The organism is Pseudomonas sp. GW821-FHT09A09 (assembly GCF_059418405.1).
In genome coordinates, this window is sequence record NZ_JBWKPU010000010.1 from 16515 (window position 1) to 32978 (window position 16464).

Sequence of the window (16464 nt, forward strand, 5' to 3'; positions counted from 1 at the left end):
CACTCTGGTGTTTCTTCAAGGGCATTCCCGTGACTGTCGACCCTCCCAAACTGCGCCGTGCCGACCCCGACGAACGCCGGGACCTGCTGATTGCCGCGACCCTCACCTGCCTCGCCCGTGATGGCCATGCGGGCATTTCCGTACGGCGTATCGCGGCCGAGGCCGGCGTGTCGGTGGGCTTGCTCAACCACCATTTCGGCAGCATCGATGCGCTAATCGCCGAGACCTACCACAAGCTGGCCAACGAACTGACCACCGCCTTGTGGGCGCAAGTGGAACCCGTCGAAGGCGCCGCCGCACGCCTGGACGCGTTTCTCAGTGCATCCTTTTCGCCCCGGGTGATGGACCCGGACCTGCTCGGCGTGTGGGTGGTGTTCTGGAGCCTGATCCGCCACTCGCCCCACGTGAACCAGTCCCACGAAAACAGCTACCGCGCCTACCTGGCGTTGATCCAGCAACTGCTCGACGACCTGGCCCGCGCCGAGCAGCTGGTTATCCATGACAGCCACCTGGCGGCCATCGGCCTATCGGCGATGCTCGACGGGCTCTGGCTCGAGGGGTGTCTCAACCCCGGCACCTTCAGCCCCGCCAACGGGCTGCACATCTGCCGCTGCTGGGTACAGGGGTTGCGTCACGGAGCATTCGGCGCCGACCACGTCTTGTGATTCCGGGTGGCGTGCACTGAGCATGGCCAGGGTGCCGCTGACGGCGATCAACACCGCGCCGATGATCAGCGAAGCGTCCATCGAGGTGCCCCAGATCAGGCTCGACAACAGAAACGCCCAGATCAGCCCGGTGTATTCGAACGGTGCCAGCAAGGTCGCCGTGGCGCGCCGGAAGCTGGCAAACAACAGGAACTGACCGATACCGCCGACCAACCCCGCCGCGAGCATGCCAAGCCAGGACGGTGTGGGCGCGGGGGTGTGGGTCCAGGGCAAGGTCACGGCCATGCAGATCACGAATACCACGTTGGTGATCAGCATCTGCTCCAGCACCGAGGTGGTCGGGTCGACCTGGCGCAATTGGATGTACGTGAACGCCCAGCACAACGCGGCGGCCAGCGTCAGGGCAATCGGCAAGGGATCGACCATGTTGCTTGGGCGACACGCGATCATCACGCCGACAAAGCCGATGATCAGCGAGATCCACTGGCCGCGACTGGCGCGCTCCTTGAGGATCAACGCCGCCAGCAAGGTGACCATGATCGGCGCCGAGAAATACAAGGTAGTCATTTCCGCCAGGGTCAGGTCCTTGGCGGCGGTGTAATACAGCAACCACGCCAGCAACGACAGCAACCCGCGCACGACCAGCAACTTTCGGCTGACCGAGGTCCAGGCGCGGCGCAACAAGCCCAGGCGCCCGGCAATCACGCAGGCAGCCACCACCACCAGGCTGCGCCAGAACAGGATGGTGAACACCGAATAATCGGCCACCAGCCACTTGATCACCGCGTCCTGCAGGGCCAAAAACGCATAGGCCAGCGAACACAGGGCAATCCCTTGCAGCGAGCGGTCCCTGTTCATCCCACTGACCTGCGCAGCGGCGTGCCACGCCGTTCGGCGATGGCGTAGACGCCTTCGATCAGGAACGTCAGGCACAGGTACACCCCGGCCACCAACAGCAGCGGTTGATAGATCTGCAGGGTTTGCGCACGCACAACGTTCGCCGCGCCGAGCAGGTCCACCACGGCAATCGTCGACGCCAGCGCGGTGGATTTGAGCAGCATCACCGTTTCACCGGCCAGGGTCGGCAGCAACAGACGCATCGCCCGTGGCAGGCGCACCCGTAGCAAGGCCTGGCGCGGCGTCATGCCGAATGCCGAGGCAGCTTCCATCTCACCCTTGGGCACCGCCAGCAGGCCACCGCGAATCACCTCCCCCACATAGGCGCCCACCGACAGCACCAGGGCAAACACGATGTACCAGTAGCCGTCGCGCAGGAACGGCCACAGGAAGCTGCCGCGAATCATCGGGAACTGGGCGAACAAACTGCCGAGGCCGTAATAGAAAATGTAGATCTGGATCAGCAACGGCGTGCCCCGCAGCACGCTGGTGTAGGCCAGTGCGCTGCGGGCCAGCCACTTGCGCCGCGACAAGCGCGCCAGCGCCACCAGCACCGCCAGGGCAAAGCCGAGCACCGCCGAAATCACCAGCAGCGACAAGGTGGTCTGCAAGCCTTTGGCGATCAACCCCGCGTAGTAACTTATCCACTCAGGCATGCGCCCCTCACTCGACAACCGGCATCCAGCGACGAATACGTCGCTCCAGGCGTCCGGACAGGTAGTTGGAAGCCAGCGTCACCAGGTAATACAAGGCGGCGGCCGTGAGGTAGAACAGCAGGTATTGGCGGGTGGAACCCGCCGCCTGCTTGGCGGTGTAGAGCAACTCGTTGGTGCCGACCACGCTGATCAGGGCACTGTCCTTGATCAAGTTGATCCACAGGTTGGACATGCCCGCCAAGGCGTACGGCGCCATGATCGGCAACGTCACCCGACGGAACAGGCCAAAGCCGCTCAAGCCAAAGGCCCGCGCCGCTTCGATCTGGCCATGGGGAATGGCCAGGATCGCCGCGCGGAAAATCTCCGAGGCATACGCACCCTGCACCAACCCCAACACCAGGATCGCCACCAGCGGGCCGCTGATATTCAGCTGCTCGAAGCCCAGGCTGACGATCAACGCATTCAGGCCCATGGCGCCGGCGTAATACAGCAGCAGGATCAGCAGCAGTTCCGGCACCGCCCGAAACACCGTGGTGTAGCCGCGCATCAGCAGTGCAAGCGGGCGTGGGGCGCTGAGTTTGGCGCACGCCACCACCAGCCCGATCAGCAACCCCACCGCAAAGGAGCCGGCGGAAATTTGCAGGGTCATCCATAACCCCTTGAGCAGCGCGTTACCCCATCCTTGTTCGCCGAAGCTTAAGAGGTCGAACATTATTCGCTCTTCTGGGCGATTTGCTGGTAGGGGCTGTCACAGGTCTTGCTGACATAGGCCGGCGTATCGCCGCGCTTGCACGGGCTGACCGACAGGCCAAAGTAGTGCTGGGACAGGTCGTCATAGTCCTTGCTCACCAGCAGTTCGCCGATGGCTTTGTCCAGGCGCGCCTTGAGCGCGGTGTCTTCCTTGCGCAACCCGGCACCGACGCCACGGCCGATGATTGGGTCATAGGGCACGCTGGCGATATGGGCCAGGCCGCTGGCTTCCGGGGTCTTGACCATCATGGCGATGGCGGTGTCGTCGGCCATCATGTAGTCGATGCGCCCGGCGATCAGGTCGGCGTTGGCCGATTCCTGGGTGTCGTAGTACTTCAGGTCGGCGATGTTCTCGTAGTACTTCTTCAGGTAGTTGGCGCTGACCGTGGAGATCTGCACGCCAATCAACTTGCCCTTCAGGCCTTCAGGCGTGATGTCCACGGTGGCGCCCTTGGGCCCGGCCACGCCCAGCAGCGAGTCGTAATAGGCGCGGCTGAAGGCGATCTGTTTTTCACGCTCGTCGGTCACCGACATCGACGAGAAAATCACGTCGATCTTCTTGGCCAGCAGCGACGGGATGATGCCGTCCCACGCCACTTCCTTGATCTGGCACTCGGCTTTCATGCCTTCGCACAGCTTGTGGATCAGGTCCACTTCAAACCCCGACCACTGGCCGTTGCCGCCTTTTACCGTGAACGGCGGGTAAGGTTCGGCCGCCACCGCGAACACGATGGGTTTTTCCGCCGCCCAGGTAAAACCTGCGGCCAACATCAACACTGCACTGCCCAACCACGTTGCCATGCGTTTGCATTTCATGAGTTGCCCCGTCTTTTTATGGAGTTAGCGAGTTTGATGCGCGTTGACGAACTGCCGGCAACGCTCACTGCGTGGGTCGATAAACACCGAGTCCGGCGAACCGGTTTCCTCGATCATGCCTTGGTGCAGAAAAGCCACTTTGGACGACACATCCCGGGCGAAGGCCATTTCATGGGTGACCAGGATCATGGTGCGGCCTTCTTCGGCCAGGGAGCGGATAACGCGCAACACTTCGCCCACCAGTTCCGGGTCGAGGGCTGAAGTGGGTTCATCGAACAGCATGACTTTGGGGCGCATGGCCAGTGCGCGGGCAATCGCCACGCGCTGCTGCTGCCCACCGGAGAGAAACGCCGGGTATTCGTTGCGCTTGGCGGCCAGGCCAACCCGGTCGAGCAAGGCTTCGGCACGCTCGATGGCTTCGGCCCGGCTTTCGCGCAGCACCTGGGTGGGCGCCTCGATGAGGTTTTCGAGCACGGTGCGATGGGGCCACAGGTTGAAGTTCTGGAACACCATGCCCAGGGTCGAGCGGATGCGCACCAGCTGCTTGGCATCCGCCACCAGCGGCGCACCGGGCCGGCCGTAGTTGAGCTTGATGCTTTCACCGTCCACATGAATGCTGCCCTGGTCGGGCACTTCGAGCATGTTGATGCAGCGCAGCAAGGTACTTTTGCCCGAGCCGCTGGCGCCGATCAGGGAAATGACATCGCCTTCGTGTGCGGTCAGGGAAATGCCCTTGAGCACTTCGATATTGCCGAAGCGCTTATGCAGATCGACCACCTCGATCATCTTTTTGACGTCGGCCGGTTGCACCACTTCAATCGTTGCGACGGGTGCCGGCGCGATCCGCGGCTCGCCCGCGAGTTGGCCAACAAAGCCGGCAATACGCTGGCAGGCCTCGGCCAGGCGCTCATCGCCCAGGGTGAACGACAGCCGCACAAACCCTTGGGCTGGCTCACCAAAGGCCGCCGCATCGAGCACCGAGACCCCGGCCTCACGGAACAATCGCCAGGCAAAATCCAGCGAACTCAAGCCCGTGCCGCGCACATCCACCAGTACAAACATCCCGGCCTGTGGCGCCTGCACCTTGATCCCTGGGCAAGCGCTCAGGCCCGCCACTACCAGGTCACGTCGGCGGCGGTAGATCTCGCGCATGCCCACGGTCACTTCATCATGGGCCAATACGGCGGCTGCAGCGGCTTCCATGACAAACCCGGGCAGGCCATAGAGCATGCTCAGCACCAGGGTTTCGGCATGGGCGACCATCTGCGGCGCGGCGATGATCCAGCCGATACGCCAGCCCGTCATCGCGTGGGACTTGGACAGGCTGCCGATCACGATGCAGCGGTCTTCCATGCCGGGCAGCGCGGCGAGGCTGTGGTATTGGCCGTCGAACACCAGGCTTTCGTAGACCTCGTCCACCACCACCCACAGGTCATGGGCGATGGCCAGGTCGGCAATCACTTGCAGTTCCTGGGGGTTGAGCACCACGCCGGTGGGGTTGTTCGGGTTGGAAAAGAAGATCGCCCGGGTGCGCGGGGTGATTGCAGCGGCGAGTGCCAGCGGGTCCAGGCGAAACCCCGACTCCGGCGAGCACGGCACGCGCACCAGGGTTGCACCACTGGCCTTGAGCGTGGCTTCGTAAGTGACGTACATCGGGTCGAGCACCAGCACTTCATCCCCGGCCTGCAACAGGCACAGCGAGCTGATGAACAATGCGTTCTGGGCGCCGGGCACGATGATCACGTTATCGGCCGCCAACGAGCGGCCGAGCGTCTGGCTGTAGCGCCGGGCCACGGCATCGCGCAAGGACGTGCGGCCGGGGATTTCGGTGTAGTGGGTGTCGCCGTCGCGCAGTGCGCTGACGGCCGCGTCGGTGATGAACGAAGGCGTGGCGAAATCGGGGTCGCCGACGCTGAGGATGATGATGTCTTCGCCCTGGCTGGCAGCGTGGAACGCGGCGTGGTGGATGTCCCAGGCGGCGACGCCCTGCCCTGCAATTCGTTCGACGAAGGGGGAAAACCGCATGCCAGAGCCTCTCGTTCAAGAAGAAAAAGCGCGAACCCGTTTGCGCGCAAACGGGTGGATGCGGTCAACATAGTTCAAACTGAACAGTCGTTCAATGGCTAAATCTGAGGGGGTGTCGTTTATCGAGCAAAGAGGTCGTGAATGAAAATTTTCCGGTATGCGGGATCCAAATGTGGGAGCGGGCTTGCTCGCGAATGCGGAGTGTCAATCACTGAATATGCTGACTGACCCACCGTATTCGCGGGCAAGCCCGCTCCCACAGGGGATTCGCGGTGTATCCGATTTCTCGGCAGGACGCAGATCCAATTGTGGGAGCTGGCTTGCCTGCGAATACGGTGGGCCAGCTGGCAGGTGTGTCGACTGACACTCCGCATTCGCAGGCAAGCCCGCTCCCACAGGGGGTTAGCGGTGTACCCGATTTCTCGGCAGGACGCAGATCAAAATGTGGGAGCTGGCTTGCCTGCGATGGCGGTGGATCAGCCAATGAATGGGTTGACTGACACTCCGCCATCGCGGGCAAGCCCGGCTCCCACAGTTGTGCTGTGTTTGTCTTCAGTGATCAGCGGGCCTTCAGGCCGATGGTGCCGGCGGACTGGTCGTACAGCACCGCATTATCGAAATACGTCAGCAAGCCGGCATTGATTCCGTGGAAGTTGTGTTCGCCTTGGGCGGTGATGTAGCGCACATAGCGCCCGCCGCCGTTATCCACCTTGAAGTGCTGGCCCATCTGGCTGCCGTCCCCCAGGGCCAGGCTGAAATGCGCCGGGGTGCCCACCGGCCAGTTGGCTTGCAGCGCATCGGCATAGATATGAAAACCCGCCGCGCCGGTGTCCAGGATGCTGTCGCCGCACACTTGTTGGTGAGTGTCCAGGCGCTGCAGACAACCCTGCACGCCGTGGTCTTTCCAGTAGGCGCTGGTATCACCGGGTTTCACCGCAAAGCGTTGCAGACTGAGGAGGCGAAACCCCTGGGTCTCCGCCGCCGTGGGGTTGATGATCAACTGCCCGGTGCTCTGCCCGGGCCGTGGCAGCATCACCAACCAACGGCCGCCCATGGCCACCAGCGGGTTGGCCGCGGGGTTACGTAACATGCCGACGCCCATGATCGCCTTGAAGCCCTCGCCGCGCTCGGGGTTGCCGCCCATGAGGAAGTCCTTGGCGGACACTGTCGAGGCCGGGCATTTAGGCCGTGCGTCGCTGCAACTGATGCTCTCGACCAATTGCATCGGCACCTGGGCCGTAGCAGTGCCCAGGCTGACCGTGGCCAGTGCCAGCTTGCCGTTCAGGCGCACGCCGCTGCCGTATTGAATCGCCGCTGGGACGTTCTGGACCACGGCATCCTGGGGTTTGAGCACGCCGGGCAGCACGCGCAATCCCACCGAGCCGGTGTCGAATTGGGTTTCCACGGGCGTGCCGCCAATCTTCAAGGTGACGCTGTAGCGCAAATCACCATTGGCCATGGTGGCGCTGTGGATCGGGATCACTTCGCGGGTGGCCGCCTGGGCCACACCAACAGACAAGAACAGGCAAGCCAACACAGTCAAGCGCATGGAAGTAGGTCCGAATCAGGTCAAAGGGGGCTTACAACTGGGTCATCAGGTCACAGCGATAGTCTTGCAGTTCACCGGCCGAACCCAGGTTTAGTTCGGTGAGCGCCAGGTGCGTGCTCAACAGCACAAAGCTGCCGTCGGCGCGGGGCGTCATCAGCAGGCTGTAGTGGCTCATCGAACTGCCCTGGGCCTCGACGTAGTCGTGCAGCAGCGCCATTGGGTCGAGCACTTCGGCGTCGGCTGCCGACAGCGTGCGGGCGCTGTAGGTGTGCCCCATCAGCGGCCTCGGCAACACCTGCCACTGTTCACCCAGCGCTTTGCCCTGCTGGCTCAAGGCGACAAACACCTCGGGGCGCAGGCAAGCGATGTGCACGTGCAACTGGTTCTGCGAGCGACCAAAACGCGAGTTGATGGCCACGGAAACGAAGGCGTCGGGGATCGGCTTTTTCAGGCCGTCGGACAACACTGCACGGTGCTTCCAAGCCTGGGCGAAGTAATGCGGCAGTAACTGGCGCCCCAACGCAGGGTCTTCAATGCCGGTGACTTTATCCACGGGAATCAGCAGGTCATGCAACGGGCCATTGCGGTCCTTGAGCAGCGTGTAACCCCGGTCCAGGTCCACCGCCAGGCACGGGTCGGGTTTGTGCTGCTGTTGCTGGTCGGGAACGCATTGCTGGCTGACGATGTGCCACAGGGCATTAGGGTCACCGCGCCATTTCAGGGCGCCTGCCACTAACAGCCCACAGAGCAAACCACCAGCGATCGTGAATAGGGTGCCGCGTTTCATGCAAAAACCTCAACGTACGGGGATGTCATTTTTTGTTGTCGCTGACATCCCTGTCGTAAGGGTTAACGCTTGGCGGGGGCCATAAATTCCGGCCCGATCGGATCTTTTATCGTGCTGGCCAGAATACGGTCGATATGTGTCAGGTCATCGGCGGTCAGGTGCCAGCCAAACGCCTCTTCATAGCCCTTGAGTTGCTCCGGTCGGCGTGCGCCCCAGAGCGCGATGGTCGGCCCTTGATCCAGCACCCAGCGCAACGCCAGCGCCAGTATCGACTTGCCGTGGCACTCGCGGGCATATACCTCCAGCGCGCCGACGGCGGCCAGGTATTGCTCGAAACGCGGCGCCTTGAATTTCGGGTCGATCTTGCGCACATCGTCGCCCCCAAAGCTGGTGGCCGAATGCATGCTGCCGGTCAGCAGCCCCCGGCACAGCGAGCCATAGGCCAATACCACCAGCCCGTGGTTCCTGGCATACGGCAGGATGTCGCTGTCGATGGAGCGCTCAAACAGGTTGTAGGGCGGCTGCACCGTGGCCAGCGCGGTGTAGCGGCTGAAGTCATCCATCTGCGCCGGTGAATAGTTGCTCACCCCCACGGCGAGGATCTTGCCCTCACGGCGCAAACGCTCCAGTTCATCGGCGGTTTCTTCCTGGGCCACCAACGGGTCGGGCCAGTGGATCTGGTACAGGTCGATGTAGTCGGTTTCCAGGCGCACCAGGGAGTCTTCGACTTCCTTGCGGATCCGCTGGGCCGTGGCATTGCGGCGTGTGGTGCCGTCATCCCATTGCAGACCGGCTTTGGTGGCGATCACCGCCGTGTGCCGGATGCCGCGCAGGGCCTTGCCGATCAACTCTTCGGACAAACCGAAGCCATACACCGGCGCCGTGTCGATCAAGTTGATGCCACTGGCCAGGGCATGCCGGATAGTCTTGATGGACAGTTCATTGTCCGAGCCACCCCACAGTCGGCCACCCATGGCCCAGGTACCGAGGGCGATCCTTGACACAGCCTTTTCGATACCGGGGATCTTGAGGGTTTCGATACTCATAAAAAATCACGCTGCCCATAGCAATACTTTGAAAAGCAATTACTCTAGGTCATCCCTGATTGAATAGGGCTCAACGCCGCATACAACCGAATTCTCCTAAAAAAGTCTTGATATGGCCGCTTTTAACCGCTCCGAACTCGCCGATCTCAATGTGTTCATGGCCATCATCCGGCGTCGGAGTTTTCGCCACGCTGCGCACGAACTGGGGGTGACCACCTCGGCGTTGAGCCACACCATGCGCAACCTCGAAACGCGCCTGGGCGTGAAATTGCTCTACCGCAGCAGCCGCGCCGTCGAGCCTACTGACGCGGGCAACCTGCTCGCGGAAAAACTCAGCCTGGGTTTTGCGACAATCCAGGACGGACTCGACACGCTGGAGCTGTATCGCGAAGCACCGATCGGCCGCCTGCGCCTCAACGTGCCTCGCGACGCGGCGGTGTTGCTGCTGGCGCCGATTCTCGGCGAATTCACCCAAGCCTACCCGCAACTGCGCCTGGACCTGATCGTGCAGGACCAGATGATCGACATCATCGCCGAGGGCTACGACGCGGGTATCCGCTACGGCGCCACGGTGCCCCAGGACATGGTGGCCGTACCGCTGACCGGTGAATTGCGCTGGATCATGGTCGCCTCCCACGCTTACCTCGCCCGCCGTGGCGCGCCAAAAGAGCCCAGGGACCTGCTGCAACACGCATGCATCCGCATGTACCTGGGCGACAAGACCACCTACAAATGGGAGCTGGGCAACGGCGCGCGCCAGCAACGCATCGATGTGCCGGGGCATTTCAGCGCAGCCGACACCGAGACCATCGTCCATGCGGCGCTGCAAGGGGTGGGGATTGCCTACTGCCTGTCCAACCGCGTTGAGCAGGAACTGAAGGACGGTCGCCTGGTGGAAGTGATGCCCGATTGGGCTTGCCTGGGTGAGCCGTTGTGCATGTACTACCCCAGTCGGCGTCAGTCGCAGCCGGGGTTGCGGCAGTTGATGGACATGATCCGTATGAAAACCATCGGTTCGCAGTTGATCGAGTCCTAGTCAGCCGGCGGGGATAAATACAGCAACGAAAAACCGGCCCATGAGCGGAACCATCAGGGACGTTTGTGACACGCACGTTGATCACACGGCAAACCATGCCGCCAACTGCCTCTCACACGACGAGCCACTCCTGATGATCAGCCCAAGCACTGTAAATACCCGCTATCCCCTGCCCATCGTTGCTTTTCAGGCGAGTTCCGCGAGGCCGCGACGTGCGACTGATGAATCCTCTGAGCTCGATACTTACGACCCCCATTCCCGCGCCGAAGGCGACAGTGAGCTGGCAGCGCTGTATCGCATCGCACTGGCGAAGACCGCCGGCCCCTCAGCCCATCAATCAGACCTCAAGATCGACGAAATTCCAGCCAGCTCGACCTTCGGCCAATGGTGGAGCCAGCTGGGCCAAGCGTTTCAATCGCCCGACGTGCAACAGTGGATGCAGGAACGGGGCATAAAACCAGATTCGATCAAAATCAACCCGGCCTCCGGCCAGATATCTTTTTCGCTTAAAACAGGCGCTGGGCGGGAGGTCCATACACTGGGGCTCGACAACCCGGACTGGGCAGCGGTCAGCGGGCCGATTCTGAATGCAGGCCGAATCATCGTTTCGGGATACACCTTCACCACGTTTGCTCCGCCGCTGTCTTCCGCGGCCAACAGCGCGCCCTTCAACCTTGTGCAGCGTTTTTACAAAGAGCCCGAGCTCTTGTCCCCCGACGCAATCAAGCAACGCGTGGCCGAACTGCTGCGAGACAAGGCCTTTGTCGAACTGACACCGCCGACCTTTACCGGGTTGCACACCCGTCGCAGTGAAGATCGACTGGAAGAGCAACAGGCGCAGTTGGCCGATATCCGCAACCGCTACCAGGCGGCTTTCGACTTGCAGCACCTCGCCACCTTTGTCAGGGAGGGCAGCCGGGAAGAGTCGGAAATAGCCCACGAACTCGACACCCGAGTTGTCTATGTCGACAGCGCCAGTACCTACATGCCTTCGATGGCAGGCAAGCACAACAGCGTGAGCCTGAAGCAGTTCGTTGAGGACCATGGCTGGAAAATCCCCACCACGCTTGATCAACTGGATAACGTGGTCGACGCTTTGCTGACCCCAGCCCCCAAGGCCGCCGAAAACGGCAACTACGGCGGTGCGCGGGCCTGGCCTACCCCGTTGGATACTGTGAGCGCGCAACAATTGCGTAGCGATCTCCAACAGGACAGGCTCGGAGGCATTGACCTGACCCCGTTCAACAACGCGCTGGACTATTTGCTCAATGGCAGCCCCGTACTGCCTGAGCGCACCGCCAATCCCCGCAGCCTGATCGATCGTCTGATCGCGTCGCCCAGGGGGCAGGCACTGGGCCAGGCGATCCAGATCCAATTCGAGGCCCGATCGGTCAAAGGCAGTGTCAACGACTGGTTATTGACGGCGCTGAGCCTGGACCTGTCGACGTCGACTGAGGCGGTTCCAGGGGCCACACAACTGCGTATCGCGGGCTACACGTTGTTGTCCGCCATTAACTCGGGCAAGACCGCAGCAGCGGTTGTGCACGAATTGAAAGCGGCGTTGGCAAAGGCAGGCAAAGGCTCGTCCCCTGAACAAGCCTCGATCCAAGTCACCTTGATGCTTGCTAGCCGAGCACCGGAATTCCTCGTCAAGGACCTTCCGCAAGACCTGGTGTTGGGTACCCACAGTTGGGTGAGTTTTGCCACCGCCGTTGCCCGCATCGAAGCGAGCGCCCCTGGGGCGACGGCGACGATGACCTACGCCCAAGTCATGACCAGGGCGAGCATCGCGCCCGTATCCGACGAAGAAATGCGCATCGAGTTTGAAGCCCAGAGCGCAGCGCTCAAGGACTGGGCCGTTGCCAACGGCCTGCCCTACCCCGTCACCCACGCTGCAATGACACGTGTACGCGAAGCGTTTGCAGCGCAGGTCAGCCAGCTCGAGAAAGCCTCGCACGCCTCCACGGCGAAGCTGCAGACAGCCAGGGACATGGCACTGGAGCAATTGAAAAAGGCCTTGCCCGACGTGGACCCAAAGCACTTCGACGAAAAATGCATCCGTGTAGAACCCTCCAACCGCTATTTCCCCGGCCCTTACTCGATCCTGGACTTGTACATCGATGGCCGGGGCCTCCTGAACGCACCGAACTCCGCGGATAACTGGGGTGAACCGGGCAGAGACGCGGTACGCGCTATCACCCGCGGGCTCGTCGATCTGCCGGATGACGGCAGGCCGGGTACCTGGGTTTCTTCATCGAGCGGGTTTGACATCCAAGCGCTCTTGCCAACACTCAAACAGCTGCCGCGCCTGCCAAACGCGTTCGATGAAGCCTTTTCGGCCTATGCCGAGGCGGTCAAGACGGCCACCGCCGCGCACATCAAAAACATGGTGGCGAAACTGCCCTTGGCAGACCGTCAGCATTTCGAATTCGGAGAAATCACCCTTGCCAGGGAAACCCATTTCGAATGGGGCGGCGTCCTTGCCAGTGAACGCGACAAAGAGACTGAAGGCCGTCTGCTGATCAAGATCAAACGCGATGGCCAGGTCCACACCTACCAGCTGGACCGCCTGAAAGGCACTATTACCCAACGCCCTGACCTGGGCGACTTCAAAACCGGGGCGCCTTATTACAAAGAGTCGCGCCCCTTCAATGCTTACAAGGTCGTCACCCCTGCAGGCCAATACCCCACCGGGCTGGCGGATGAATCCAAAGGCGCAAGCGGTGTCCCCGACAGCTTTGGCAGCGCGAGAACCGCCTACCTTGCAGACGCGGCTCTTCAGGATATGGACTTGCCCGGTTTGAAAAAGGCGGCGCGGGGCCAGACGACCTTCGATACTGAAGTGCCTGCCCATGAAAAGGCCGCAGAGTTCGGCCTGAACCTCATTCCATTCAGATCCGCGATCGTCAATTTTCAAAACGGCAATGTTGCTCAGGGCCTGGGTGATCTGTCGTGGGATGTATTCGGGTTTCTCGTCGGCTTCGGTACGGCGGTCAAAGGGGCGAAAGCGGCGGCAACCGGGCTTGGCGCACTGGCCAAGGCCGGCCATACCCTCAAGATCGTCGGGCGTGCGGCGGTGGGCGCACTGAATCCGGCCGGGGGGCTGGATGACCTCGCACGTGGAGTGGTCAACGGCACGGGGCGCGTGCTCAAAGCTGGGTACCGGGGGGTGCGGCATCTGAGGACACATCGCAGCGTCGACCTGCTGGCGTTGGCCAAAAGGCCGGACATCGCCGAAGGCAGCTACAAAGCCATCAATGCCACGGCGGAAAGCAAAGCCCTGGGCATATTCGATGAGGCTTCAGGCCAATGGTATGCCGTTGATCCACGCACACGGCAAGCGTACGGCAAACCACTGGATAACTTCGTCGCAGACGCTCCGACCACCGATGCTTCTGACAGCTTGCGAACGATCGGCAGTGCGGATGAGGCCCAGACTGCCAGCCGACACCATGGCCTGGCGGCCAATGGCACCTTCAAGGAGGGGCAAGAAACGGTGTATGGCACGGCCGTGATGTTCCAGGGCAACTGGCACCGGTATGACGCGCTCAAGAAACAGCCCTTCGGCCCGCCCCTGAAAGGCTTCACACCAAGTCGGGTAGCCGCCGGCGGCGAAGTCCGGCCCCTGGACGCAACACTGCGGGGTTATGAAGCCCACTACATTGCCACGGGTGAACTCTCGGCCACCGGTCTGCAAGGCAACGTCTTCAAGGGCCGCAGCGGGAAGGAATACGTGAAGGTCGATGGGGCGCTGTATGAATCCCGACTCAGGGACGGCCAGCGCATCATCCGGCACCCCAAGGGCACGGCGGCTGATATTCCCATCAGGGATCTGGGTGCCTCGGGCTGGGAGCCCACGGCCAGGTCTGCACGTTTACTGGGGGGCACCGGCGAGCCAACGTTGCGCTGGAAGCTGGGGGACAGCACCTACGTTGTGCCACTGGATGACATCAAGGTCGTTAAAAGCTCAACCACGCCGTACATGCTCAACTACAAAGGCGTCGACCAGAACGTCGTGTTCGACAGTGCGGCAGGTGCCTGGAAAGCGGCCAGCCACGCTCCGGGGGCGGATGCGCTCAACCCTGCGTACTTCTGGCGCAGCGCCAAGGGTAAATGGCAACGAGGACCGTTCAGCGAGTTTATCAAGGCCAAGCAAACCACGGCACATCACTATGCGTTTGTTGACGTCACGCCTTCATCAGCTGTAAGTCTGCCGAAGGAGGTGAAACCGCTCCCCAAGAACCTTCACTACTTCTGGGCCGGCCAGGAAATTCCTCCCAAGCTGATGGATAACCTAGTCAATAACGCAACCAAAACCCCTGGCTATACCTCCATCCTGCACGTGGACGCGGATAACCCCGCCATCTTCCAGCAGATTAAACAAAAACTGGAAGGCAAGGCCCCAGGTCTCCAGGTGAAAAACCTTCACGAGGATGACGTGTTCAAGCAGTTGAAAAATGACGGCATGTACGACTATTTTCGACAAGGGCAAGGCAAGAACCTGGCCGCCGCCTCCGACGTTGCGCGGTACCCCATCGCCAATAAATACGGGGGGTTCTATCTCGATACGGATGATGTCATCCAGACAAAGATCGGGATGGATGCCGTGAGCGCGGGCGCCAATGATGTACTGCTCAACCAGCCGGTCGGCCACAATCTCACCGGCTACAAACTGTTCTATAACACCAGTAATTTCGGCACGCACGCAGGCAACCCGGTCATTACCGACCTGATCACCGAGATGAAACAGCGCTTTGTTGCCAACAAGGCGTACTTCGAGGCGAACCGGCCGACGATAACCAGAGCCCCCGATGGTCAAGTGCTATACACCCCTGAGTTTCAGGCCTACGAGCGCAAGATCTTTGAAACGGTTGGACCGACCCTGTTCAACGACAACCTCAAACTGAAACGACCTGATATGTATGACCTTGGCTTCGATGGCAAAAGCAGGGAATACAAGGCAGCCAGCGGCCTCCTAACGCCCCATGGCCCCACAGTCAATGTCGAACACGATATACGCCAATCCTATATCCAAAGCGGTATTGTCCCGCCTGACACCCTGGGCATGCAGCTGAACAAACTCAAGCAACACTACTTCCCGCTTCAGCACACATTCAACGTCAGGATTGGTGCCGAACACTCCTGGATCGATTCCTGATCCAGGCTGCCGTCCTTTAGCGGCACCACTGCGTCATCCATCAACGACCCCGGGTCTTCATTGCCAGGGTCGTTGAACTCTTCTTCCGGCGCTTCTTCCTGCTCTTCTGTCATGACCGTCTCCCTAACCCCCTTGGGTATCGATATCGGCATCGGTTTCAGGCTTGGGCTCGCGCTCGGGCTTGAAGTCTGGACTGTAGTTGTTTTCCCGCGCCTTGGGGTCTTTGGCCTTGGGATCTTTCAGCGCCGGGTCTTTGGGGGCGTCTGCGCCCGTCGCGGGTTGTTTGTGTGTGCTCATGGTTCACCTCTGCAACGTTATGGCCTGTGTAAAGTTAAGGTCACGTGCCCGACAACGAAGTTCCATTTGTCTAGGACCCGGGGTTGTCCACCTGGATGTAGAACGCGTAGGCCCCCAGCAATAGCCAGAACACCATGAACAACCACGGCGCACGCATGGAAAACAGCAGCGACTTGCGATAGCCCTTGTGGGACGACTCGGTCTCGCAGAACAGCGGCGAATCATCGTAGGCCAGGCCCATCACCGGCTCGCTGCGAAGCAGTTCGCTTTGCTTGTAGTGCCAGTGGTCGATGATTTCGTACGCCGCGCGAATTCCCGGCCAGGCGTTCAATGAGCTGAGAATGCCGAGCATCACCAGGAACACCGGCACCACCAGGGTGAACAACTTGCCCCACTCCGGGTTGAGGTTGCCCATGCCGGACACGAATGCGATGACCAGGAACGATTGCGCCGTGAGGTAGGCGTCGGTGCGGTTGGCCAGGATGGTGGTTTCGTACTGGATCTCGCGGCGGTAGAAGTCCAGGCGGTCCTTGGGCGAGCCGAAGATCTTGGCGGTGTGTTCGCTGTGATCTGTCAATGCCGCTTCCGGCGTTTGGGGGGAAATGATTCTGGGCACGGCCGTGCTCCACACAGGTTCGAATCCCGTTAGAAGAAACGGGCCCGGGCGAAGTTCAAGTTAGTTGGTGCACTGGTGTGGTGCGTGCGATGCGCCGTTATGGATACCTGCAATGCACCCACTGTAGGAGCCGGCTTGGCGGCGATGGTGATCGCGAGGCGGCCAT

At 61.3% G+C, this 16464-nt stretch carries 13 protein-coding genes and 1 pseudogene; 3 read left to right on the forward strand and 11 right to left on the reverse strand.

Features of this window, described 5'->3' with window-relative positions; all coding sequences use genetic code 11:
* Positions 1-29 precede the first annotated feature (29 nt).
* Positions 30-569 (forward strand): annotated as a pseudogene (locus AC07OV_RS10790) (TetR/AcrR family transcriptional regulator); the annotation flags it as partial.
* Here AC07OV_RS10790 and AC07OV_RS10795 read toward each other — a convergent pair.
* The 8 genes from AC07OV_RS10795 to AC07OV_RS10830 all read right to left on the reverse strand — a co-directional run bounded on the left by AC07OV_RS10795 (position 525) and on the right by AC07OV_RS10830 (position 9191).
* Positions 525-1523, reverse strand: a complete 999-nt coding sequence (locus AC07OV_RS10795; RefSeq protein ID WP_494998670.1) for a DMT family transporter — start codon at positions 1521-1523, stop codon at positions 525-527. The pseudogene AC07OV_RS10790 and the gene AC07OV_RS10795 overlap by 45 nt on opposite strands.
* On the reverse strand, positions 1520-2218 hold the full coding sequence (locus tag AC07OV_RS10800; RefSeq protein ID WP_495092204.1) for an ABC transporter permease: 699 nt from the start codon (positions 2216-2218) through the stop codon (positions 1520-1522). Before AC07OV_RS10800 ends, AC07OV_RS10795 begins: the two co-directional genes overlap by 4 nt.
* A gap of 7 nt (positions 2219-2225) precedes the next feature.
* Positions 2226-2930: an ABC transporter permease gene (locus AC07OV_RS10805; RefSeq protein ID WP_494998668.1), complete on the reverse strand. Its 705-nt coding sequence runs from the start codon at positions 2928-2930 to the stop codon at positions 2226-2228.
* Positions 2930-3784 carry a transporter substrate-binding domain-containing protein gene (locus AC07OV_RS10810; protein ID WP_494998667.1) on the reverse strand — a complete coding sequence of 285 codons (855 nt, stop codon included), beginning with the start codon at positions 3782-3784 and terminating at the stop codon, positions 2930-2932. The genes AC07OV_RS10805 and AC07OV_RS10810 overlap by 1 nt, the downstream gene beginning before the upstream one ends.
* A gap of 24 nt (positions 3785-3808) precedes the next feature.
* Entirely contained in the window at positions 3809-5809 is a 2001-nt protein-coding gene (locus AC07OV_RS10815) for an aminotransferase class I/II-fold pyridoxal phosphate-dependent enzyme (RefSeq protein WP_494998666.1), read from the reverse strand.
* Between the two features lie 559 nt (positions 5810-6368).
* Positions 6369-7358 (reverse strand): hypothetical protein, encoded by a 990-nt coding sequence (locus AC07OV_RS10820; protein WP_495092205.1) that lies wholly within the window; start codon positions 7356-7358, stop codon positions 6369-6371.
* 31 nt (positions 7359-7389) lie between these two features.
* Positions 7390-8145, reverse strand: coding sequence for a CDP-diacylglycerol diphosphatase (locus tag AC07OV_RS10825; protein WP_495092206.1), 756 nt, complete (start codon positions 8143-8145; stop codon positions 7390-7392).
* A gap of 62 nt (positions 8146-8207) precedes the next feature.
* On the reverse strand, positions 8208-9191 hold the full coding sequence (locus AC07OV_RS10830) for an aldo/keto reductase (protein ID WP_495092207.1): 984 nt from the start codon (positions 9189-9191) through the stop codon (positions 8208-8210).
* 112 nt (positions 9192-9303) lie between these two features.
* Here AC07OV_RS10830 and AC07OV_RS10835 point away from each other — a divergent pair, with 112 nt between their 5' ends.
* Together AC07OV_RS10835 and AC07OV_RS10840 are read left to right on the forward strand one after the other, a co-directional pair.
* Complete coding sequence (locus AC07OV_RS10835) at positions 9304-10227, forward strand: LysR family transcriptional regulator (RefSeq protein ID WP_495092208.1); 924 nt, start codon at positions 9304-9306, stop codon at positions 10225-10227.
* Between the two features lie 40 nt (positions 10228-10267).
* The gene (locus AC07OV_RS10840; RefSeq protein WP_495092209.1) at positions 10268-15385 is read left to right on the forward strand and encodes a glycosyltransferase; all 5118 of its coding nucleotides are present in this window, start codon (positions 10268-10270) and stop codon (positions 15383-15385) included.
* Here the strand turns inward: AC07OV_RS10840 and AC07OV_RS10845 are convergent.
* From AC07OV_RS10845 to AC07OV_RS10855, 3 genes are all read right to left on the reverse strand, one after another.
* Positions 15331-15498 (reverse strand): hypothetical protein, encoded by a 168-nt coding sequence (locus tag AC07OV_RS10845; RefSeq protein WP_495092210.1) that lies wholly within the window; start codon positions 15496-15498, stop codon positions 15331-15333. The genes AC07OV_RS10840 and AC07OV_RS10845 overlap by 55 nt on opposite strands.
* 10 nt (positions 15499-15508) lie before the next feature.
* Positions 15509-15682 (reverse strand): hypothetical protein, encoded by a 174-nt coding sequence (locus AC07OV_RS10850; RefSeq protein WP_495092211.1) that lies wholly within the window; start codon positions 15680-15682, stop codon positions 15509-15511.
* A gap of 70 nt (positions 15683-15752) precedes the next feature.
* Positions 15753-16298: a hypothetical protein gene (locus AC07OV_RS10855; protein ID WP_176998302.1), complete on the reverse strand. Its 546-nt coding sequence runs from the start codon at positions 16296-16298 to the stop codon at positions 15753-15755.
* Between the last annotated feature and the right edge of the window lie 166 nt (positions 16299-16464).

Coding starts and splice junctions, on each gene's coding strand:
- AC07OV_RS10815 (WP_494998666.1), bottom strand. CDS start 5,809: ATGCGGTTTTCCCCCTTCGTCGAACGAATTGCAGGGCAGGGCGTCGCC.
- AC07OV_RS10800 (WP_495092204.1), bottom strand. CDS start 2,218: ATGCCTGAGTGGATAAGTTACTACGCGGGGTTGATCGCCAAAGGCTTG.
- AC07OV_RS10825 (WP_495092206.1), bottom strand. CDS start 8,145: ATGAAACGCGGCACCCTATTCACGATCGCTGGTGGTTTGCTCTGTGGG.
- AC07OV_RS10795 (WP_494998670.1), bottom strand. CDS start 1,523: ATGAACAGGGACCGCTCGCTGCAAGGGATTGCCCTGTGTTCGCTGGCC.
- AC07OV_RS10835 (WP_495092208.1), top strand. CDS start 9,304: ATGGCCGCTTTTAACCGCTCCGAACTCGCCGATCTCAATGTGTTCATG.
- AC07OV_RS10820 (WP_495092205.1), bottom strand. CDS start 7,358: ATGCGCTTGACTGTGTTGGCTTGCCTGTTCTTGTCTGTTGGTGTGGCC.
- AC07OV_RS10850 (WP_495092211.1), bottom strand. CDS start 15,682: ATGAGCACACACAAACAACCCGCGACGGGCGCAGACGCCCCCAAAGAC.
- AC07OV_RS10840 (WP_495092209.1), top strand. CDS start 10,268: ATGAGCGGAACCATCAGGGACGTTTGTGACACGCACGTTGATCACACG.
- AC07OV_RS10810 (WP_494998667.1), bottom strand. CDS start 3,784: ATGAAATGCAAACGCATGGCAACGTGGTTGGGCAGTGCAGTGTTGATG.
- AC07OV_RS10830 (WP_495092207.1), bottom strand. CDS start 9,191: ATGAGTATCGAAACCCTCAAGATCCCCGGTATCGAAAAGGCTGTGTCA.
- AC07OV_RS10805 (WP_494998668.1), bottom strand. CDS start 2,930: ATGTTCGACCTCTTAAGCTTCGGCGAACAAGGATGGGGTAACGCGCTG.
- AC07OV_RS10845 (WP_495092210.1), bottom strand. CDS start 15,498: ATGACAGAAGAGCAGGAAGAAGCGCCGGAAGAAGAGTTCAACGACCCT.